The organism is Streptomyces sp. DI166 (genome assembly GCF_900091315.1).
Lineage (GTDB): Bacteria > Actinomycetota > Actinomycetes > Streptomycetales > Streptomycetaceae > Streptomyces > Streptomyces fuscus.
In genome coordinates this window covers 81,286-100,926 of the sequence record NZ_FLSP01000021.1, presented here as the reverse complement: position 1 = coordinate 100,926, position 19,641 = coordinate 81,286, and the positions used below count along the sequence as shown (strand labels likewise).

Genomic DNA, 19,641 nt, shown 5'->3' with positions numbered 1-19,641 from the left:
CCGTCAACCTCAACCTGGTCGCCTTCGACGTCTGGCTCAGCCGCGCCGCCGAGGAGACCCTGCACTCCGGCCAGGCCCTGACCCTGTTCACCATCGCCATCGCCGCCGCCGAGATCGGTATCGGCCTGGCGATCGTCCTCGCCGTCTACCGCAACCGCGGCACCGCCGACATCGACAAGCTCCGCGACACCGCCGAGAGCCGCCACGGCGACGAGGAAGACGACGCGCCGGACGACCGGGCACCCGCCGCTGCCGAGGAGAAGGCTGAGGCCACCGCGTGACCACGACCACCCTCGCCGTCCTCGTCCCCCTCCTGCCGTTCCTGGGCGCTGTCGCCGGACTGCTTCTCGGCCGCACGGCACCGGGCTACGTCCGCCCGCTCGCCGTCCTGCCCACGCTCACCTCCCTCGTCCTCGCCGTCCTCGTCGCCGTCGACCAGGGCGGCGGCCGGGCCGTGACCGCCTCCACCGAGCTGACGCCCACCGGCTCCGTCCCGATCGACCTCGCGCTCTACATCGACGGCTTCGCCGCCCTGGTGGCCGTCCTGGTCGCCCTGGTCGCGTCCTGCGTGCAGATCTACTCCACCGGCTATCTGCGCGAGGACCCGCGCTACCCCTCGTACGCCGCGCTGGTCTCCCTGTTCACCTCCGCCATGCTGCTCGTCGTCTACTCCGGCGACCTGATGGTGCTGCTGGTCGGCTGGGAGATCATGGGCATCTGCTCGTACTTCCTGGTCGGCCATTACTGGGAGACCCCTCAGGCGCGCGCCGCCTCCCTGAAGGCCTTCCTGGTGACCAAGCTCGGTGACGTCCCCTTCCTGATCGGCCTGTTCGCGCTGGCCACCGACGCCGGCTCGTTCCGCGTCACGAAGATCCTCGGCACCGTCGCGAGCGGCGGCCTCGACCACCCGACGCTGATCGCGCTGCTGCTCCTGGCGGGCGTGGCGGGCAAGTCGGCGCAGTTCCCGCTGCACACCTGGCTCCCCGACGCGATGGCGGGCCCGACGCCCGTATCCGCGCTGATCCACGCCGCGACGATGGTCGCCGCCGGTGTCTATTTCGTCGCCCGTCTCCTCCCGGTGTTCGAGGCCTCCCAGGCCGCGATGGTCGTCCTCGCGGTGATGGCGGCCGTCACGATGATCGGCTCCGGCCTCGCCGCGCTCGCCCAGGACGACATCAAGCGGGTCCTCGCCTACTCGACCATCGGCCAGCTCGGCTACATGGCCGGCGCCCTCGCCGTCGCCGACCGCGGCGCCGCCGTCTTCCACCTCCTGTCCCACGGCGCCTTCAAGGCGCTGCTGTTCCTCGCGGCCGGCGTGATCATCCACGCCGCCGGCACCAACTCGCTCGCCGCCATGTCCCGCATGAGCCACCTGCGCGACCGCGTCCCGGACGCCTACTGGACGATGACCGTGGCGCTCCTCGCGCTCGCCGCGATCCCGCCCTTCAGCGGCTTCTTCTCCAAGGAGTCCGTCCTCGGCGCCGCCGAGCACGTCTCCACCGGCCACACCGAGCACGCCCCCGCCGCCGCGGGCTGGACCGTGCTGATCGCCGCCCTGCTCACGGCCCTGCTCACCGCGGCGTACGCGACCCGCCTGTGGCTGCTGGCCTTCCGCGGCCGCGGCACCGAGGCCCCGGACCACGGCCGCCAGCCACTCACCATGACCGCGGTGCTCTGGGTGCTGGCCGTGCCCTCGCTCGCCTTCGGCGGCTTCGCCTACGGCACGCTGCCCGACTGGTTCGACGGCCAGGACCTGGCCCCGACCCTCACCACCTCGGTCCTCGGCACCGGCGTCGCCCTGGTCGGCGGCATCGTCACCTACGCGGCCTGGCGCCACACCACCGCCCTCGCGGCCCGAGTCCCGATGGGCGCGGTCGCGGCCCACCCGGAGGGCGACGCGGGACAGGTCGAGGCGGAAGCCATCGCGAGCCACGCACCGGCCTACGGAGACGTGGCCTCGGCCCCCGACCCGGCGGACCCCGGCCGGCTCCTGCTCGGCCCGCTGCACCGGCACGCGGCCACCGGCTTCCACCTGGACGCCGTGTACACGGCACTCTTCGTCCGTCCGGTCCAGGCCGGAGCGAGTCTCGTCCGGTTCCTCGACCGCGAGGTCGTCGACACCTACGTCCGCGGGGCGGGCGCATTGCCCCGCTGGCTCGGCATCGCCGTGCGGCGGGCCCAGACCGGCAATGTGCAGACCTATGTGAGCGCGCTGCTCGCCGGAACCGTCGTCCTGGCGGTCGCCGCCGTCCTCGTCGCCACGGGAGCGTGAGCAGGCGTGATCGATATCAACGAGTCCGTGATGCAGTTCCTTCTGGCATTGATCGTCGTCGGCCCGCTCCTCGGTGCCGTCGCCGCCCTGCTCCCGGCCCCGCCCGGACTGAAGGGGAAGTCACCCGAGCAGGCCGTGCTCCGGCACGGTGTGACGGTCACCGGCGCGATCCTCATCGCCGCGATCGTCCTCGCGCTCGGCTTCGACCACGACCAGCCGTCGAAGATGCAGGCCACGACCGACATCAGCTGGATCCCCGCACTTGATGTGCGCATCCACCTCGGCGTCGACGGCATCTCCCTCCCCCTTCTGGTCCTGACCGCGCTGCTGACCTTCCTGTGCGCGCTCTACTCGTACTTCAAGATGCCCTCGGGCCCGTCCCCGAAGGCGTTCGTCGCCCTGCTGCTCGTCCTGGAGTCCGGCACCCTCGCCACCTTCGCCGTCCTCGACCTGCTGTTGTTCTTCCTCGCCTTCGAGACGGTCCTGATCCCGATGTACTTCCTCATCGCCCGCTGGGGCGGCGAGGGACGGGCCCAGGCGGCCTGGAAGTTCATCCTCTACACACTGCTCGGCTCGGTCGTCATGCTGCTCGGCCTGCTTCTGGTCGGGCTCGAAGCGGGCACGTTCGACATGGTGGCACTCGCCACTGACAACGGCCGGTCCCTGACCGCGTCCGTGCAGGTCATCGCCGTTCTGGCGATCGGTCTCGGGCTCGCGGTGAAGACCCCGATGTGGCCACTGCACAGCTGGCTTCCCGACGCCCACACCGCCGCCCCGACCGTCGGCTCGGTCCTGTTGGCCGGCGTCCTGCTGAAGATGGGCACGTACGGGTTCGTCCGCATCCTGCTGCCGATCGCCCCCGACGGCTTCGCCGACTTCGCGCCCTACCTTGCCGCGTTCGCCGTCGTCGGGATCATCTACGGATCGCTGGCCTGCCTGGCCCTGGCCAAGCAGGGCGCGAAGGGCGACCTGAAGCGGCTCATCGCCTACTCCTCCGTCGGCCACATGGGCTTCGTCCTGCTCGGCATCGCGACCATGACCCCGACCGGCGTCAACGGCGCCCTGTTCGCCAACATCGCGCACGGCCTGATCACCGGCCTGCTCTTCTTCCTGGTCGGCGCGCTGAAGGACCGCACGGGCACCACCGACCTCGACACGCTCGCCGAGGAGACGGGAGCGGCGCTGTACGGCAAGGCCCCGCGCCTCGGCGGACTGCTGGCCTTCGCCGCCGTCGCCTCCCTCGGACTGCCGGGACTCGCCGGGTTCTGGGGCGAGATGCTCGCCCTGTTCGGCGCCTTCGAGCCCGCCGAGCAGCTCAGCCGCCCGGCGTTCCTCACCTTCATGGCGATCGGTGCGTTCGGCACCCTGCTCACCGCCGCCTACCTGCTGATCGTGGTCCGCCGGGTCTGCATGGGTGCCGTACCGCAGCAGGCTCCCAGGCTCGCCGACGTACAGACGTACGAATTCGCGGCCTGGACCCCGCTCGTCGCCCTGACCGTCGTCGCCGGGCTGTGGCCCAAGTCCCTCCTCGGCCTGACCGACCCGGCCGTGCAGCAGCTTCTCGCAGGAGGCACCCGATGAGCTCCCCGGCCCAGCCGCTGGCCGCGTCCCTCGTCCAGGACGTCGACTGGCTCGCCATCGCACCGCCCACCATCGCGGCGGTCGTCGGACTCGTCGTCCTGGTCGCCGACCTCTTCGTCGCCCGCAAGGCGCTCCTCGGCTGGATCTCGGTCGCGGGCCTGGCCGCCGCCACGCTGATGCTGCTGCCCCTCCTGGACGGCGACCGCTCCACCTTCTGCCTCAACGGCGCCCCCGACACCTGCAGCTACACCGCCGACCGCTTCACGCTCGTCCTGCAACTGCTGGTCCTCGGCGGCGCCCTCCTGGCCGCCCTGCTGTCGGTCACCGCGCTCAAGGACGACGCCAAGCGGCTCCCCGAGGGCGAGTTCTGGTTCCTGCTGCTGTCCTCCGCCGCGGGCGCCGCGCTGCTGCCCGCCTCCCGGGACCTGGCGACCCTCGTCGTCGCCCTGGAGGTCGCCTCCCTGCCCGCGTTCGCCCTGGTCGGCCTGCGCCACGGCGACCGCAGGTCCTCCGAGGCCGCCCTGAAGTTCTTCCTGTCCTCGGTCACCGCGACCGCGGTCAGCCTGATGGGCATCAGCTTCGTCTACGCCACCACCGGCACTCTCCACCTCACCCGGATCGCCGAGCGCATCCAGAACGTCGACGGTCAGTTCGACACCCTCGCCCAGACCGGGGTCGTCCTCACCCTCGTCGGCTTCGCCTTCAAGACGGCCGCCGTCCCCTTCCACTTCTGGGTCCCCGACACCTACGTCGGAGCGCCCCTGCCGATCGCCGCCTACCTGTCGGTCGTCGGCAAGGCCGTCGGCTTCTCCGGCCTGATCCTGGTCACCGTCATCGCTCTGCCGTCCTACGCCGACGTCTGGGGCCCGGCGCTCGCCGCGCTGGCCGCCCTGACCATGACCATCGGCAACGTCGGCGCCCTGCGCCAGCAGCCCACGCGCGCGTACAGCGCGGTACGCCTGCTGGCCTGGTCGTCCGTCGGACAGGCCGGCTACCTCCTCGTACCGATCGCCGCCGCCGCGTACTCCGACGACCCCGAGAGCTCCATCGGCTCCACGCTCGCGTACGCCCTCATGTACGGCGCCGTGAACCTCGGTGCCTTCGCCGTGGCCGCCCTGGTGGGCCGCACCCACGCCCGCAACCGCCTCACCGACTACCGCGGCCTGTACGCCAAGAACCCGCTCTCCGCCCTCGTCCTGGCCTTCTTCCTGCTCTGCCTCGCCGGACTCCCGCCGGGCATCATCGGCCTGTTCGCCAAGGTCACCGTCTTCTCGGCGGCCGTCGACGCGGACCTGGGCTGGCTCGCCGTGGTCATGGCCGCCAACGTCGTGATCGCGCTGTTCTACTACCTCCAGTGGACGGCCCTGCTCTTCCGCGCCCCCGAGGGCGAGCCCGTACGCCACCGCGGACCCGCACCCGTCACGGCGGCCATCGCACTCACCGCCGTCCTGGGCGTCGCCCTGTCCGGAGCCCCCCAACTGGTGCTGCGCTTCACCGAGACCGGCCTGTTCTGATCCCGCGGATGCTGTGCTTCGCCCCTGTGGCAGGATTCGGCCATCCGATCATCGGATGGCCTGATCCAAACCTGGCACCGCCTGATCCTTTGGGGGGATTCCTTGGCACGAGTGCGACGTACGGCGCTGCTCCTCGCGGCCGCCACAGCAGGGGGACTGCTGCTGGCACCGCAGGCGCAAGCGGCGTACTACGACACCGCTTTCAAGAGCGTGACGATCAACGGGGGCAAGCCCATCGTGGTGGGCGGCAAGGACCCGGTGACCGTCCCGGTCACCGCCCAGATCGAGGAGGACTCGGGCGGCCTCGCCACCATCGACGCGAAGCTCATCATTGGTGGCCACTTCTTCTTCCTGGAGGGCGAGGCCGGCGACAACATGAGCTGCGAGCAGACCACGGAGACCGTGAGCACCTGCACCGGAACCGCGGTGATCGCGCCCCAGCAACTCTTCAACGCCTCCGCGGGACCGGTCTACCTGGGTATCTCCGGATACACGTTCGACGGCGTCCAGTACCTCGAATACACCAGCTACCTCGGCTACGAGGACCTGCCCGGCCGCAGCGTCCCGCTGCTGAAGCAGACCACGCTGACGGGGAACGCCACCCCCGAGCCTGTGCGCAAGGACGGCACGCTCACCGTCACCGGCGAGCTCACCCGGCCGGACTGGCAGCGCTGGGACGTGGAGTACAACGCGTTCCCCGCCGGATACGCGGGGCAGAAGCTGCGACTGCAGTTCAAGAAGCTGGGCGGCACCTCCTACAGCACCGTGAAGACGGCCACCACCGACGCCGACGGCAAGGTGAAGACGACCGTCAAGGCGACCACCTCCGGCGCCTGGCGCTGGGCATTCTCCCAGGACAGCACCTCCACCGCCGCCGTCTCCCGGGGCGACGGCGTCACCCTGCTGAAGGTGTCGAAGCTGACCGTGAACGCGTCCCCCGAGCCCGTTCGCAAGGGCGGCAAGCTCACCGTGACGGGCCGCCTCACCCGCGCCACCAGCGACACGGCCACCACCTTCACCGGTTACGCCGGACAGAAGGTCAAGCTCCAGTTCCGCAAGTCCGGCTCCAGCACCTACACGACCGTCAAGACGGTCACCACGGACTCGGCCGGCTATCTGTCGACGACCACCACCGCCTCGGCCGCCGGGTACTGGCGCTGGGCGTACGCGGGCAGCTCGACGGTCGCCTCCGTGAAGGCGGCCGGCGACGGCGTCGCCCTGAAGTAGCGGCCCCGACGCGAGGGGGCGGGTACGGCACCCCGTCCCCTCCGCGCAACGGCACCGCCCTCACCCGTACGGCCCAGCGGCCCGGCCGCGCCCACCAGGGAACCCCAGCCCCTCGCCTGGCGTTGACCAGTACGGGAGGGTCCACTGGACCTGTCACCACGACACCAGTGGCACATCGGAGACCGACCAGCAAAGGGTTCCCCTGCCGCACCACTTGGAGGGCGTACCGTGCACCGCCGGCACAACGGGCTCAGGACCGCAGTACTCCTCGGGGGACTGTCCGCACTCATCATCGTCATCGGCAGCTTCTTCGGCCGTATGGGACTCGTCGTCGCCGTAGTGATCGCCCTGGGCACGAACGCCTACGCCTACTGGAACAGCGACAAGCTCGCCCTCCGCGCGATGCGCGCCCGCCCGGTGAGCGAGTTCGAGGCCCCGGCGCTGTACCGCATGGTCCGTGAACTCTCCACGCAGGCCCGCCAGCCCATGCCCCGGCTGTACATCTCCCCGACCGAGGCCCCCAACGCCTTCGCCACCGGCCGCAACCCGCGCAACGCCGCCGTGTGCTGCACGGAGGGCATCCTGCGCCTGCTCGACGAGCGCGAGCTGCGCGGCGTCATCGGCCACGAGCTCAGCCATGTCTACAACCGGGACATATTGATCTCCTCGGTGGCCGGTGCCCTCGCCTCCGTGATCATGTTCCTGGTCAACTTCGCCTGGCTGATCCCGATCGGCCGCTCCGACGACGATGACGGACCCGGTCTGCTGGGCATGCTGCTCATCATGATCCTCGGTCCGCTCGCCGCCAGCCTCATCCAGTTGGCGATCAGCCGCTCCCGGGAGTACGAGGCGGACGCCTCAGGCGCCCAGCTGACCGGCGACCCACTGGCACTCGCCAGCGCCCTGCGCAAACTGGAAGTGGGCACCAAGCAGCTTCCGCTGCCCCCCGAGCCCCGCATCGAGACGGCGAGCCACATGATGATCGCGAACCCGTTCCGCCCCGGACAGGGGCTGTCCAAGATGTTCTCGACCCACCCGCCGATGGCCGAGCGGATCGCCCGGCTGGAGAAGATGGCAGGTCCTCACCGGTGAAGACAATCCTGAACGTCATATGGCTCCTGCTCAGCGGCCTCTGGCTGTTCCTGGGCTACCTGCTCGCGGGAGTCCTGCTGTGCATCACGATCATCGGCATCCCGTTCGGCATCGCCGCCTTCCGCATCGGCGTCTACGCGCTGTGGCCCTTCGGGTACACCACGGTCGAACGGCGCGACGCGGGCGCGGCCTCCTGCGTCGGCAACGTCCTGTGGCTGGTCCTCGCGGGATGGTGGCTGGCCCTCGGCCACATCGCCACGGGGATCGTCCTGTGCCTGACGATCATCGGCATCCCGCTGGGCATCGCCAACTTCAAGCTGATCCCGGTGTCGCTGCTGCCGCTGGGCCGCGAGATCGTACGGACGGACGAGGCCTTCGCGAACACGCGCTGGTAGGAGTTCTCCCGGACCGTGAGGGCTGTCCCGGGCCGTAAGGGCATGCCGGGCCCGGGAGTTGTCCACAACCGGGGTTTTCCACAGGCCGGGGGTTCTCCACAGGCCGGCTCGATTGTCAGTGGCGGCTTGCATCATGAACGCATGACCGACACCGAGCAGTTGCTGGCACGGGTGGCGTCCAAGGCACGCACCACCCGACCGTGGGGCTGGCCCTCTCTGCCCGCACCCGTGGACTCCGCCGCCGTGACCCGCGCCGAGGCCGCCCTGGGCTTTCCTCTGCCGCCGCTGCTCGCCGAGCTGTACCTGCGCATAGGGGACGGCGGATTCGGCCCGGAGTACGGCCTGTTGCCCCTGCTCGACAGCCCGCCGTCCGGCGAGCCCGCCGCGGTCCCGCAGTACCTCAGCAACCGCAAGAGCGGCCGCAAGGACCCCGACTGGCCCTGGCCCGTGGGAGTCCTGCCGATATCCCACTGGGGCTGCGCGATGTACGCGTGCGTGGACTGCCTTGCCCCCGGGGCCCCGGTCCTGCTCTTCGAACCGAACGCGGACACCAGCGACCACGCCTGGTACGTGGACGCTCCCAGCCTCGCGCACTGGCTGCAGGCCTGGGTCGAGGGCACCGGCTGGTACGAGGAGACGAACGACGACACGGACCTGCCCCCGTGGCCCGACTTCTCCGAACGGACCGCCCAGCCCTCATAGCCCGTACGGCCTACCCGGCCGCGCGCATCCTCCGCCGTACGGCATACGCCGCGACCCCCACCAGCAGCACGCCCGCCCCCACGACCACCGACACCCAGGGCAGCGCGAACGCCAGGACCAGGCAGCCCAGCAGACCCACCGCCGGGACGGCCCGCGCCGACAGGGCCGAACCCAGCGTCCACGCCGAGGCGTTCGCCACGGCGTAGTACGCCAGCACACCGAAGGAGGAGAACCCGATGGCCCCGCGCACATCCACCGTGGCGGCCAGCACCGCGACCACCGCACCCACGGCCAGCTCGGCCCGGTGGGGCACCCGGAACCGCGGGTGCACGGCCGACAGTGCGGCCGGCAGATGGCGGTCCCGCGCCATGGCCAGCGTCGTCCGGGAGACGCCCAGGATCAGGGCGAGCAGCGAGCCCAGCGCGGCCACCGCGGCACCGACCCGGACGACCGGCACCAGACCCGGCACCCCGGCGGCGCGCACCGCGTCGGCCAGCGGCGCGTCCGCGTTCCCGAGCCCGCCGGCGCCCAGCACGGACAGGGCGGCGACCGCGACGAACCCGTACACGGCCAGGGCGATACCCAGGGCGATCGGGATCGCGCGCGGGATGGTGCGCGCGGGGTCCCGCACCTCCTCGCCGAGCGTCGCGATCCGCGCGTACCCGGCGAAGGCGAAGAACAACAGCCCGGCGGCCTGAAGCACCCCGCCCAGGCCGCCGGAGACGCCCACGTCCAGCCGCCCGGCGTCCGACTCGCCCGACGTCAGACACACGACCACCACGGCGGCGAGGACCGCCAGCACCACAGCCACGATCGCCCGCGTCAGCCATGCGGACTTCTGGACGCCGCCGTAGTTCACCGCGGTCAGCGCCACGACCGCCGCGACCGCCACGGCGTGCGCCTGGTCCGGCCAGACGTACGCGCCAACGGTGAGCGCCATCGCCGCACAGGAGGCCGTCTTCCCGACCACGAACGCCCAGCCCGCGAGATATCCCCAGAACTCACCGAGCCGCTCACGGCCGTACACATAGGTGCCGCCGGAGGCGGGATACAGCGCGGCCAGCCGCGCGGAGGAGGTCGCATTGCAGTAGGCGACCACCGCTGCCACGGCGAGCCCGATCAGCAGCCCGGTGCCGGCCGCGCGGGCGGCGGGAGCCAGGGCGGCGAAGATGCCCGCCCCGACCATGGAGCCGAGCCCGATGACCACAGCGTCGCCGACTCCGAGGGTGCGCCGGAGCCCGGCGGCAGGCTGTGTCATGGACCGCACCCTACTGAGCGCCGCAACCGCCGGGCGGTGCGGTGACGTCCTTGTCGGCAACAGATGGTGAACAGGAGCGGAACGCAGGTAGGAGCAGGACGAAGATCACAGTGCCGGGGCAGTGCGGGCACGGCACGGAGGGGCAGGTTCAGGGCGTGGGCATCATCAGTTGGATCATTCTGGGCCTGCTGGCCGGAGCCATCGCCAAGTTCCTGCTGCCGGGCCGCGACCCGGGCGGCTTCATCGGCACGACGGTCATCGGCATCACGGGCGCGTTCCTCGGCGGCTGGATCTCCGCCCGCTGGCTGGACCACCCGATCAGCAAGGACTTCTACGACGGGGCCACCTGGGCGGCCGCGATCGGCGGTTCGCTGGTCCTGCTGATCGCCTACCGCATCCTCTTCGGCCACTCGCGCAACTGAGCACCTCCTCCTGACCGCAGCCGGCAGCGGGAAGGGTGGGCACCCGCCAGGTGCCCACCCTTTTCGCGTCACGCGGAGGATTCGGCCGGTCCGGGACTACCGGTAGTTCACGAACTGGAGGGCGAAGTCGAAGTCCTTGCCCTTCAGCAGGGCGATAACGGTCTGGAGGTCGTCCCGGCTCTTGGAGCTCACGCGCAGCTCGTCGCCCTGGACCTGGGCCTTCACGCCCTTGGGGCCCTCGTCGCGGATGATCTTCGCCACCTTCTTGGCGTTCTCCTGGGAGATGCCCTCCTGGATCGTCGCGAAGATCTTGTACTCCTTGCCGGAGAGCTGGGGCTCGCCCGCCTCCAGTGCCTTCAGCGAGATGCCGCGCTTGATCAGCTTGGACTGGAAGACGTCGAGGACAGCCTTCACCCGGTCCTCGGAGTTGGCCTCCATGAGGATCTTGTCACCCGACCACGAGATCGAGGCGCCCACGCCCTTGAAGTCGTAGCGCTGCGAGATCTCCTTGGCGGTCTGGTTGAGGGCGTTGTCGACCTCCTGCCGCTCGACCTTCGAGACGATGTCGAAACTGGAGTCGGCCATGTCCTGTGGCTCCTTGTATCGGGGTCCTGTCGGGTGCGTATCGGCGTGCGTGGGGGCCAGCGCCGAGCCCGGCGTAGGTCCCGGGCCGCATCCGGATAAGCCTAGCCATCCCCGGTCCCCGTGGCGGAGATCAATCGAGTGGCGAAGCACCCCTCCGCATCGGGTATTGTTTACGTCGTTGCCAGGGAGCACCGCCGAAAGGCCGTTCGATTGGCAGCAAACCCCGGCGGTGTGCCCGAGCGGCCAAAGGGAGCAGACTGTAAATCTGTCGGCTATGCCTACCCAGGTTCGAATCCTGGCGCCGCCACTTTGGGGAAGACCCCCTCGGCTCTGTGGAAACACAGGGGCGAGGGGGTCTCTTCGTTGTCAGTGGTGACGGGCACACTGGGGCCATGTCCTCGCGTCGCAGGAATTGCCCCGAGTGCCGTCGGGAGATCGCCGTGGTGGCCGGGCGGTTCGCCCGGCACGATCCGCCCGGCGCGCGGGCGAGCGGGATGCTCGTATCGTGCCCGGGGTCGCGCAGGCTGGCCGAACTCGGGGCCGCGCAGCCGTCGTTGGACGGGTACGTCGTGCCCGGGATGCCCGGTCAGCTGTCGCTGTTCTGAGACGGCCTCAGTTGCCCGCGACCGACTTCACGGCCACGGTCACCGGGGACGTGCCGCTGATCAGTTCCAGGGTCAGGCCGGCCGTGGCCGGGGTGTCGATCAGTTCCGCCAGGGTGGCGGCCACGTCATCGCGGGGGATCGGGCCGCGGCCCGTGTGGGCCTCCAGACGGACCAGGCCGGTGCCGGCGTCGTCCGTCAGCATGCCGGGGCGCAGGATCGTCCAGTCCAGGCCGTCCAGGCCGCGGACGTACGCGTCCGCCTCGCCCTTGGCACGCAGGTAGACGTCGAAGACCTCGCTGCCCTCGTGCTCGGGGTTCGCGCCCATCGACGAGACGACCAGGTACCGGCGCACTCCGGCCCGCAGCGCCGCGTCCGCGAACAGGATCGCCGCGTCCTTGTCCACTGTCTCCTTGCGGGCGACTCCGCTGCCCGGTCCGGCGCCCGCCGCGAACACCGCCGCGTCCGCGCCCTCCAGACTCGCCGCGACCTCCTCGACCGACGCCGACTCCAGGTCCAGCAGCACCGGTTCGGCACCCGCCTCCCGCAGGTCGTCGCCCTGTTCCGCGCGGCGGATGATGCCCGCCACCTCGTCCCCGCGCGCCGACAGCAGCCGCTCCAGCCGCAGCGCGATCTGACCATGACCACCAGCGATGACAATGCGCATGCCTTCGACCGTACGCCCGGGCGCCCGCACCCGCCGCACGAGCCCTGCGGGGCGGCGTGCGCCTGAGTGAGGGGCGCGCGTTGCGTTGTGCGCGCGGGGCGTGCGGTGTTCGGTGCGCGCGGGACGTGAAGCGTGCGATCGGAGCGCGTGGAGCTCGCCGCGCGCGGGGCGTGGCGAAGTGGGTGCGCGCCGGGCGCGGGAGAGCGAGCATGCGCCGGTGCGGGGGAGTGGGTGGGCGCTGGTCATGCGGGGCGCGCTCGTGGCCTGGCAGCTTTGCGATGCGCGCGGCGCGAGGGAGTAAGCCGCACGCGGGGCTCAAAACGACTACCCGGGGCGCGCGGAACCGGATTCGCGCCGGGCGCGGAGCAATCGCTGTACGCCAGGCGCGAAGCGCAAACGCCGAGCGCGCGCTCGGCGCCGAAGCCTCCGCGCCGAGCGCGCACTCCCCGCCTCAGCCTCCGCGCCAGCCGCGCCAGCACCCCCTCAGGAAACCTCCCCCCGCCCCTGCCGAGGCAGCCCCAACTCCACCGCCGCCGCCGAGTTGCAGTACTCCCGCACCGCGCTCGTGCGCGCCACCACACGCCCCCGGTGGACGACAATCCGGCTGTACGCCAGGGACAGCGCGCCCGAGAGCCGGTCGCCGCGCACGGCGAGGAGGTCCGCGGGAAAGCCCGCCTCGACGCGGATCCCGGGGAGTCCGAGGACGGTTCGCGCGGCCGAACTCACCGCGTCGTAGGCGGCTTCGGCCCCGAGGCCGTAGCGGGAGGCGAGGAGGTACGCCGCCTCCAGGGGGTCGCCGCGGCCCACCGGGTTGGACACGTCCCGCAGGGCGCCGCTCCCTGCGGCGACCCGCACACCGGCCGCTCGCAACAGCCGTACCGGCGCGGTGCCGCGGCGCTCCACGCCCCCGCAGCCGCCCTGCGGCAGGCACACCACCGAGACGCCCGCGGCGGCGAGTTGGTCGGCGGTGCGGGCCGCCGCGTCGGACGGGAGCCGGCCGAGGCCGCCGCAGGGGCCGAGGGTCACACCGGGGCGCAGTCCGCCCGCCATCGCCGCCAGCCGGGACAGCCGGGCCGGGTCGTCGGCGTCCGTGTGGAGGTCGACGGGGCAGCCGTGCTCGGAGGCCAGTTCCAGGACCGCCTCCACATAGCCCGTCGGGTCGGGGTCCAGGTCGGGGCAGCCGCCCACCACGGACGCGCCCATCTTCAGCGCGTCCCGCAGCATCGCCAGCCCGTCGGCGCCGGCCACGCCGGTCAGCAGGCGGGGCACCGCCACCGCGGTCAGCTCGGTCAGCCCGCGCAGTGAACGCCGGGCGCGCAGGACGGCGGACAGGGCGCCGAGGCCCTGGACGTCGCCCACGCGCACGTGCGTGCGCAGTGCCGTCGCCCCGTGGCCCGAGTTGGAGGAGGGCGGCCTCGGTGGCGCGGCGCTGGACGTCCTGGGGGTCGTAGGAGACGGGTCCGTCCGTGTCGGCGGACAGGGCGGTGTCGCCGTGGGCGTGCGGTTCCGCGGGGGCCGGGAGGAGGAGGTAGCCGGTCAGGTCCACGCGTGCCCCGCACGCGCGCGTGCCGCTCGACAGGCTCCCGGCCGTGCCCACCGCCTCGATGCGCCCGTTGCCCAGCCGGACGTCCACGGTGCGGCCGTCGGTGAGGCGCGCCCCGCACAGCAGCGCCGCCGGATCGGACTGTCCCGGGGGTGAGGACGAGGAGTGGGGCGGCTGGGGCTGGCTGTCGGGCATCGCGCTCCAGGTACTCGCTGCTCGGAACTGCGCGGGACTGCGGAAACCACGCGGGACTGCGGAACCAAGGGAACCGCGCGTGCGCCCCGCGCGGGGGCACAAGATCACGCAGAGTGAGTCGAGCCTAGGGCGGCGATCCGCCCGCGACCGGGAGGAGCGCAATAGTCGTACCGGTGTGGTCCCGGCCGCGCGAGCTGCGCGGAGGGCTGTCCGCGGTGACGGCTGAGGCGGCTGTGGAGCCCGTGCGATCGGGGTGCGGGGGACGGCGGGAAACGGATTTGGGCGAACGGCGGCGGACCGTGTAATGTCTTCATCGCTCGCCCCAATAGCTCAGTCGGCAGAGCGTCTCCATGGTAAGGAGAAGGTCAACGGTTCGATTCCGTTTTGGGGCTCTGGTGTGAAAGGTTCTCATCGTCAGATGGGAACTGATCGCATCGCAGCGGTGTAGCTCAGTCGGTAGAGCAAGCGGCTCATAATCGCTGTGTCACCGGTTCAAGTCCGGTCACCGCTACTGACAGTAGCCGATTGCGGGGTCGGTCCTTCGATCGGCTACTCTTTCTTGCGTTGAATCAGTCCATCCGTTCGTCTTAGGAGCACTCACGTGGCTGCCACCGACGTCCGCCCGAAGATCACGCTGGCCTGCGTGGAGTGCAAGGAGCGGAACTACATCACCAAGAAGAACCGGCGTAACAACCCGGACCGTCTTGAGATGAAGAAGCACTGCCCGCGTTGCAACGCGCACACCGCGCACCGCGAGACGCGATAAATCAGGCTCGTACGCGAGGCCGTCCCCGTAACAGGGGGCGGCCTCGCGTCGTTTCGTCGGCCGGAACCGAGCGGTAACCCCTCGGCCGGCTCCGGGAATCACAGCTGACACCAGGAGGTGCCGAGCCCATGGCGCTCGACCAGTCCTTCGTCGGGCGGACCTATCCGCCCACCGACCCCTACGAGGTCGGCCGCGAGAAGATCCGCGAGTTCGCGGAGGCGGTGGGTGACACCAACCCGGCGTACACCGACACGGAGGCCGCCAAGGCGCTCGGCCACCCCGATGTGATCGCCCCGCCGACCTTCGTCTTCGCGATCACCTTCAAGGCGGCCGGACAGGTCATCGCCGACCCCCAGCTCGGCCTGGACTACAGCCGGGTGGTGCACGGCGACCAGAAGTTCGCCTACACGCGCCCGGTGCGCGCCGGGGACCGGCTGACGGTCACCTCGACCATCGAGGCGATCAAGTCCATGGCGGGCAACGACATCCTGGACATCCGCGGCGAGGTCCACGACGAGGCGGGGGAGCACGTCGTGACCGCCTGGACGAAGCTGGTCGCCCGCGCGGCCGAGGAGGGGTGAGCGATCCCATGACCGCGAAGATTTCCTACGGCGACGTCGAGGTCGGCACCGAACTGCCCGCGCAGACGTTCCCCGTGACGCGTGCCACGCTCGTGCAGTACGCGGGCGCCTCCGGCGACTTCAACCCGATCCACTGGAACGAGAAGTTCGCCAAGGAGGTCGGGCTGCCGGACGTCATCGCGCACGGCATGTTCACCATGGCCGAGGCGATCCGCGTCGTCACCGACTGGGTCGGCGACCCGGGCGCGGTGGTCGAGTACGGGGTCCGTTTCACCAAGCCCGTCGTCGTCCCGAACGACGACCAGGGCGCCACGATCGAGGTCAGCGGCAAGGTCGCGGCCAAGCTCGACGACAACACGGTCCGGGTGGACCTGACGGCCACCAGCGCCGGTCAGAAGGTGCTGGGCATGTCCCGGGCGGTCGTCCGCCTGGCGTGACGGCACGCGCGCGTGGCCGCGAGTAAGGGGCGCTCTCCATGGAGGGGCGCCCCTTACCCGTAGACGCGGAGACAGATACCGCTTGACGTAGTTAGTGATTGAGTACTAACTTACTCGCATGGCCAGGATGAGTGCAGAGGAGCGGCGCGAGAGCGTCGTCCGCGCGGCGATCAGTGAGTTCGCCCGCGGCGGCTACCACGGGACGTCGACCGAGGCGATCGCCAAGCGGGTCGGTGTCTCCCAGCCGTATCTCTTCCGGCTCTTCCCGGGCAAGAAAGCGATCTTCCTGGCGGCGGCGGAGCGGTGCCTTGAGGAGACCGTCCGGACGTTCGAGGAGGCGTCCGAGGGTCTGCACGGCGAGGAAGCCCTGCTGTCCATGGCGAACGCGTACACCAAGGTCATCGCGGAGCACCCGGAACGGCTGCTCATGCAGATGCAGATGTACGTCGCCGTGGGGGCCGCCGCCGAGGAGGGTGACCACGAGTTCGGTGAGGCGGTGCGCAATGGCTGGATGCGACTGTGGGACACCGTTCACCTGCCGCTGGGTGCCGACATCGGCGAGACGACCACGTTCATGGCGTACGGGATGCTCATCAACTGTCTGGTCGCCATGGGATTCCCGCCCGAGCATCGGGTGTGGGAAGGGCTCTACCCGGAGGCTCGCATCAAGGGGCGGCTGGAGCACTGAGGCCGCCCGGCACCACCGCTGAACCGACCCTGAATACGAGCAAGGCGTTCCGGCGCATTTTCATGACCGCAGAAGTTAGTCATCAATTACTAACCGGACAGTAACCACGCAGGCCACACCCTCTGGGGGAGAGATGTCACAGCAGACCGCACCACGCGGGGGACCCGTCTGGGCCCTCGTCATCACCAGCGTCGCCGGATTCATGGCGGCCCTCGACAACCTCGTCGTGACCACCGCACTGCCCTCCATCCGCGAGGACCTGGGCGGCGGACTGCACGACCTGGAGTGGACGGTGAGCGCCTACACCCTCACCTTCGCCGTCCTGCTGATGTTCGGTGCCGCGCTCGGCGACCGGTTCGGCCGCCGCCGCCTCTTCCTCGTCGGCATCACGATCTTCACCGGCGCCTCCGCCGCCGCGGCCATGGCACCCGGCATCGACTCCCTGATCGGCGCCCGCGCGGTGCAGGGCGTCGGCGCGGCGATCATGATGCCGCTGACGCTGACCCTGCTGACGGCCGCCGTGCCCGCCGACAAGCGCGGGATGGCGTTCGGGATATGGGGCGCCGTCAACGGGCTCGCCGTGGCCTCCGGACCGCTCATCGGCGGCAGCCTCACCGAGCACATCTCCTGGCAGTGGATCTTCTGGCTGAACGTTCCACTGGGCCTGATCCTGCTCCCGCTCGCCCGGCTCCGCCTCGCCGAGTCGCACGGCACCGGCGCCCCGCTCGACCTCCCGGGCACCCTGCTGGCCAGCGGCGGTCTGTTCGGCATCGTCTACGGCCTGGTCCGCGGCCCCGCGGACGGCTGGACCGCGCCCATGGTCCTCACCGGCCTGTTCGCCGGCGGTGCCCTGCTCGTCGCCTTCGTCCTCTACAGCGCCAGGGCCAAGAACCCGATGCTGCCGATGCGGCTGTTCCGCTCCCGGGCGTTCTCCGGGATCAACGCGGCCAGCATGCTGATGTTCCTCGGCATGTTCGGCTCGATCTTCCTGCTCAGCCAGTACATGCAGGGCGTGCTCGGCTACTCGCCCACCGAGGCGGGCCTCAGGATGCTGCCCTGGACCGGTATGCCGATGCTGGTTGCGCCGATCGCCGGGATCCTCTCCGACCGGATCGGCGGCCGTCCGGTCGTCGCCACCGGTCTGTTCCTCCAGGCCGTCGGGCTCGCCTACTTCGCCGCGGTCCTCACCGCGGACGCCTCCTACGGCGTCCAGCTGCCCGCCCTGATCATCAGCGGCGTCGGCATGGCCCTGTTCTTCGCCCCCGCCTCCGCCCTGGTGATGTCCAGCGTCCGCACCTCCGAGCAGGGCATCGCCTCCGGCGCCAACAACGCCCTGCGCGAGGTCGGCGGCGCGCTCGGCATCGCCATCATGTCGTCGATCTTCGCGGCCCAGGGCGGCTACGAGACCGGACAGACCTTCGTCGACGGCCTCAGGCCCGCCCTGGTGACCGGCGCCGCCCTGGTCGCCGTCGCCGGAATCGCCGCCCTGTGCATCCCGCGCCGCAGCGCCACCCCGCGCGTGGAGGAGCCCGAGCAGCACGCGCGCGTGCTGGAAACCGCCGGACACTGACGAGAGGAGACCGACATGCCCACGCTTCCCTGGACCGCTCCGCAGACCCCGCCCCCCGGCACCGAGGTACACGTGTTCGCTTCCCGCTTCGAGACCACCAGCCTCATGGGCGCACTGCGGTTCTTCCTCCGCACCCCCGGCGTGTGGCGGCAGGTCAGCCGGGCGCCCGGCGGATGCGGCGCCACGCTCAAGGCGCAGGTGTTCCGGCGGACCTTCTGGACCCTGTCCGCCTGGGAGTCCCCGCAGGCCCTCAAGGAGTTCTCCCGTACCGGCACCCACGCCCCGACCGCCCGCAGGCTAGCCCCCCTTATGCGGGACTCGAAGTTCGCCTCCTGGACGGCGAAGAGCGAGGACCTCCCGCTCGACTGGGCCGAGGCCGAACGCCGACTGCGCTGAGCCCAGGGCACCGCACAGCACAACCCCGGACACCGCGACGACACGGCCCCGCCCTGACCGGCGGGGCCGTTCTCGTACCCTTGAGCGCGTGCAGGAACTCCACGATGCCCCCCTCGCCCCGCTGACCACCTTCCGCCTGGGCGGACCGGCCACCCGGCTGGTCACCGCCACCACCGACGCCGAGGTGATCGCCGCCGTCCGCGAGGCGGACGCCGCGGGCACCCCGCTGCTGATCATCGGAGGCGGCTCCAACCTGGTCATCGGCGACAAGGGCTTCGACGGAACCGCCCTGGTCATCGCCACCAAGGGCCTGGAAATCTCCGGCACGCGCGTGGAGCTCGCCGCGGGCGAGGTGTGGACCGACGCCGTCGCCCGCACCGTCGAGGCCGGACTCGCGGGCGTCGAGTGCCTGGCCGGCATCCCCGGCTCGGCCGGCGCCACCCCGATCCAGAACGTCGGCGCGTACGGCCAGGAGGTCGCCTCCACCATCACCGAGGTCATCGCCTACGACCGGCGCAGCGGCGAGACGGTCACGCTGACCAACGAGGAGTGCGCCTTCTCCTACCGCCACAGCCGCTTCAAGTCCGATGCCGAGCGCTACGTCGTCCTGCGCGTGCGGTTCGAGCTGGAGGACGCGGGCGGGCTGTCCGGGCCGATCCGGTACGCCGAGACCGCCCGCGCGCTCGGCGTGGAGCCCGGCGACCGGGTGCCGCTGGCCTCCGCGCGGGAGACCGTGCTGAAGCTGCGGGCCGGGAAGGGCATGGTCCTCGACCCCGAGGACCACGACACCTGGTCCGCCGGGTCCTTCTTCACCAACCCGATCCTCACCGACGAGCAGTTCGCGCACTTCCACGCGCGCGTGAAGGAGCGGCTCGGCGACGACGTGGAGCCGCCGGCCTACCCGGCGGGGGAGGGGCACACCAAGACCTCCGCCGCCTGGCTGATCGACAAGGCGGGCTTCACCAAGGGCTACGGCACCGGCCCCGCCCGTATCTCCACCAAGCACACCCTCGCCCTCACCAACCGCGGCGAGGCCACCACCGAGGACCTGCTGACCCTGGCCCGCGAGGTCGTCGCCGGCGTCCGCGAGGCGTTCGGCATCACCCTGGTCAACGAGCCGGTGACCGTCGGCGTGAGCCTGTAGGGCG

The 19,641-nt window shown here is 71.0% G+C and carries 19 protein-coding genes, 3 tRNA genes and 2 pseudogenes; 20 read left to right on the top strand and 4 right to left on the bottom strand.

Annotated elements, in window-relative coordinates; translation table 11 throughout:
- From GA0115233_RS13525 to GA0115233_RS13490, 8 genes are all read left to right on the top strand, one after another.
- The coding region (locus tag GA0115233_RS13525; protein WP_093720428.1) for an NADH-quinone oxidoreductase subunit NuoK at positions 1-281 on the top strand (281 nt) is incomplete at its 5' end.
- Positions 278-2,272, top strand: coding sequence for an NADH-quinone oxidoreductase subunit 5 family protein (locus GA0115233_RS13520; RefSeq protein WP_093720427.1), 1,995 nt, complete (start codon positions 278-280; stop codon positions 2,270-2,272). The genes GA0115233_RS13525 and GA0115233_RS13520, both read left to right, overlap by 4 nt.
- A gap of 6 nt (positions 2,273-2,278) precedes the next feature.
- A complete protein-coding gene (locus GA0115233_RS13515) occupies positions 2,279-3,853 on the top strand; it encodes a complex I subunit 4 family protein (protein WP_093720426.1) in 1,575 nt (524 codons plus the stop codon).
- Complete coding sequence (locus GA0115233_RS13510) at positions 3,850-5,367, top strand: NADH-quinone oxidoreductase subunit N (RefSeq protein WP_093720425.1); 1,518 nt, start codon at positions 3,850-3,852, stop codon at positions 5,365-5,367. The genes GA0115233_RS13515 and GA0115233_RS13510 overlap by 4 nt, the downstream gene beginning before the upstream one ends.
- Before the next feature lie 111 nt (positions 5,368-5,478).
- Complete coding sequence (locus GA0115233_RS13505) at positions 5,479-6,594, top strand: hypothetical protein (protein WP_093720424.1); 1,116 nt, start codon at positions 5,479-5,481, stop codon at positions 6,592-6,594.
- A gap of 228 nt (positions 6,595-6,822) precedes the next feature.
- Complete coding sequence (gene htpX, locus GA0115233_RS13500) at positions 6,823-7,686, top strand: zinc metalloprotease HtpX (RefSeq protein WP_093720423.1); 864 nt, start codon at positions 6,823-6,825, stop codon at positions 7,684-7,686.
- Positions 7,683-8,081, top strand: coding sequence for a YccF domain-containing protein (locus GA0115233_RS13495; protein ID WP_093720422.1), 399 nt, complete (start codon positions 7,683-7,685; stop codon positions 8,079-8,081). The genes htpX and GA0115233_RS13495 overlap by 4 nt, the downstream gene beginning before the upstream one ends.
- Before the next feature lie 141 nt (positions 8,082-8,222).
- Positions 8,223-8,783, top strand: a complete 561-nt coding sequence (locus GA0115233_RS13490; RefSeq protein WP_093720421.1) for an SMI1/KNR4 family protein — start codon at positions 8,223-8,225, stop codon at positions 8,781-8,783.
- Positions 8,784-8,793: 10 nt separating this feature from the next.
- Here the strand turns inward: GA0115233_RS13490 and GA0115233_RS13485 are convergent, their stop codons facing one another.
- Positions 8,794-10,041: an APC family permease gene (locus GA0115233_RS13485; RefSeq protein WP_093720420.1), complete on the bottom strand. Its 1,248-nt coding sequence runs from the start codon at positions 10,039-10,041 to the stop codon at positions 8,794-8,796.
- A gap of 155 nt (positions 10,042-10,196) precedes the next feature.
- Here GA0115233_RS13485 and GA0115233_RS13480 point away from each other — a divergent pair, with 155 nt between their 5' ends.
- Positions 10,197-10,463, top strand: coding sequence for a GlsB/YeaQ/YmgE family stress response membrane protein (locus GA0115233_RS13480; RefSeq protein ID WP_093720419.1), 267 nt, complete (start codon positions 10,197-10,199; stop codon positions 10,461-10,463).
- Between the two features lie 96 nt (positions 10,464-10,559).
- Here the strand turns inward: GA0115233_RS13480 and GA0115233_RS13475 are convergent, their stop codons facing one another.
- Positions 10,560-11,048: a YajQ family cyclic di-GMP-binding protein gene (locus tag GA0115233_RS13475; protein WP_093720418.1), complete on the bottom strand. Its 489-nt coding sequence runs from the start codon at positions 11,046-11,048 to the stop codon at positions 10,560-10,562.
- A gap of 225 nt (positions 11,049-11,273) precedes the next feature.
- Here GA0115233_RS13475 and GA0115233_RS13470 point away from each other — a divergent pair.
- Both GA0115233_RS13470 and GA0115233_RS13465 read left to right on the top strand, forming a co-directional pair.
- Positions 11,274-11,355, top strand: a tRNA-Tyr gene (locus tag GA0115233_RS13470).
- An 85-nt stretch (positions 11,356-11,440) separates the two neighbouring features.
- Positions 11,441-11,653, top strand: coding sequence for a hypothetical protein (locus tag GA0115233_RS13465; protein WP_093720417.1), 213 nt, complete (start codon positions 11,441-11,443; stop codon positions 11,651-11,653).
- A gap of 7 nt (positions 11,654-11,660) precedes the next feature.
- Here GA0115233_RS13465 and GA0115233_RS13460 read toward each other — a convergent pair whose 3' ends face one another.
- The gene (locus tag GA0115233_RS13460) at positions 11,661-12,317 is read right to left on the bottom strand and encodes an SDR family oxidoreductase (RefSeq protein ID WP_093720416.1); all 657 of its coding nucleotides are present in this window, start codon (positions 12,315-12,317) and stop codon (positions 11,661-11,663) included.
- Between the two features lie 483 nt (positions 12,318-12,800).
- Positions 12,801-14,055 (bottom strand): annotated as a pseudogene (locus GA0115233_RS13455) (amidohydrolase family protein).
- 319 nt (positions 14,056-14,374) lie between these two features.
- On the opposite strand from GA0115233_RS13455, the gene GA0115233_RS13450 reads away from it, so the two are divergent.
- The 9 genes and pseudogenes from GA0115233_RS13450 to GA0115233_RS13410 form a co-directional block, all read left to right on the top strand.
- Positions 14,375-14,447, top strand: a tRNA-Thr gene (locus tag GA0115233_RS13450).
- Between the two features lie 46 nt (positions 14,448-14,493).
- Positions 14,494-14,566 (top strand) — tRNA-Met (locus GA0115233_RS13445).
- A gap of 90 nt (positions 14,567-14,656) precedes the next feature.
- Entirely contained in the window at positions 14,657-14,821 is a 165-nt protein-coding gene (gene rpmG, locus GA0115233_RS13440; RefSeq protein WP_003948671.1) for a 50S ribosomal protein L33, read from the top strand.
- A 128-nt stretch (positions 14,822-14,949) separates the two neighbouring features.
- The gene (locus GA0115233_RS13435; RefSeq protein WP_093720415.1) at positions 14,950-15,402 is read left to right on the top strand and encodes a MaoC family dehydratase N-terminal domain-containing protein; all 453 of its coding nucleotides are present in this window, start codon (positions 14,950-14,952) and stop codon (positions 15,400-15,402) included.
- Positions 15,403-15,410: 8 nt separating this feature from the next.
- On the top strand, positions 15,411-15,839 hold the full coding sequence (locus GA0115233_RS13430) for a MaoC family dehydratase (RefSeq protein ID WP_093720414.1): 429 nt from the start codon (positions 15,411-15,413) through the stop codon (positions 15,837-15,839).
- 118 nt (positions 15,840-15,957) lie between these two features.
- Positions 15,958-16,527, top strand: a complete 570-nt coding sequence (locus GA0115233_RS13425) for a TetR/AcrR family transcriptional regulator (RefSeq protein ID WP_176711763.1) — start codon at positions 15,958-15,960, stop codon at positions 16,525-16,527.
- A 133-nt stretch (positions 16,528-16,660) separates the two neighbouring features.
- The gene (locus GA0115233_RS13420) at positions 16,661-18,097 is read left to right on the top strand and encodes an MFS transporter (protein ID WP_093720412.1); all 1,437 of its coding nucleotides are present in this window, start codon (positions 16,661-16,663) and stop codon (positions 18,095-18,097) included.
- A 15-nt stretch (positions 18,098-18,112) separates the two neighbouring features.
- Positions 18,113-18,493, top strand: a complete 381-nt coding sequence (locus tag GA0115233_RS13415; RefSeq protein ID WP_093720411.1) for a DUF3291 domain-containing protein — start codon at positions 18,113-18,115, stop codon at positions 18,491-18,493.
- A 70-nt stretch (positions 18,494-18,563) separates the two neighbouring features.
- A pseudogene (locus GA0115233_RS13410) lies at positions 18,564-19,637 on the top strand (UDP-N-acetylmuramate dehydrogenase); the annotation flags it as partial.
- Between the last annotated feature and the right edge of the window lie 4 nt (positions 19,638-19,641).

Coding starts and splice junctions, on each gene's coding strand:
- GA0115233_RS13510 (WP_093720425.1), top strand. CDS start 3,850: ATGAGCTCCCCGGCCCAGCCGCTGGCCGCGTCCCTCGTCCAGGACGTC.
- GA0115233_RS13490 (WP_093720421.1), top strand. CDS start 8,223: ATGACCGACACCGAGCAGTTGCTGGCACGGGTGGCGTCCAAGGCACGC.
- GA0115233_RS13485 (WP_093720420.1), bottom strand. CDS start 10,041: ATGACACAGCCTGCCGCCGGGCTCCGGCGCACCCTCGGAGTCGGCGAC.
- GA0115233_RS13475 (WP_093720418.1), bottom strand. CDS start 11,048: ATGGCCGACTCCAGTTTCGACATCGTCTCGAAGGTCGAGCGGCAGGAG.
- GA0115233_RS13465 (WP_093720417.1), top strand. CDS start 11,441: ATGTCCTCGCGTCGCAGGAATTGCCCCGAGTGCCGTCGGGAGATCGCC.
- GA0115233_RS13460 (WP_093720416.1), bottom strand. CDS start 12,317: ATGCGCATTGTCATCGCTGGTGGTCATGGTCAGATCGCGCTGCGGCTG.
- GA0115233_RS13435 (WP_093720415.1), top strand. CDS start 14,950: ATGGCGCTCGACCAGTCCTTCGTCGGGCGGACCTATCCGCCCACCGAC.
- GA0115233_RS13430 (WP_093720414.1), top strand. CDS start 15,411: ATGACCGCGAAGATTTCCTACGGCGACGTCGAGGTCGGCACCGAACTG.
- GA0115233_RS13425 (WP_176711763.1), top strand. CDS start 15,958: ATGGCCAGGATGAGTGCAGAGGAGCGGCGCGAGAGCGTCGTCCGCGCG.
- GA0115233_RS13420 (WP_093720412.1), top strand. CDS start 16,661: ATGTCACAGCAGACCGCACCACGCGGGGGACCCGTCTGGGCCCTCGTC.
- GA0115233_RS13415 (WP_093720411.1), top strand. CDS start 18,113: ATGCCCACGCTTCCCTGGACCGCTCCGCAGACCCCGCCCCCCGGCACC.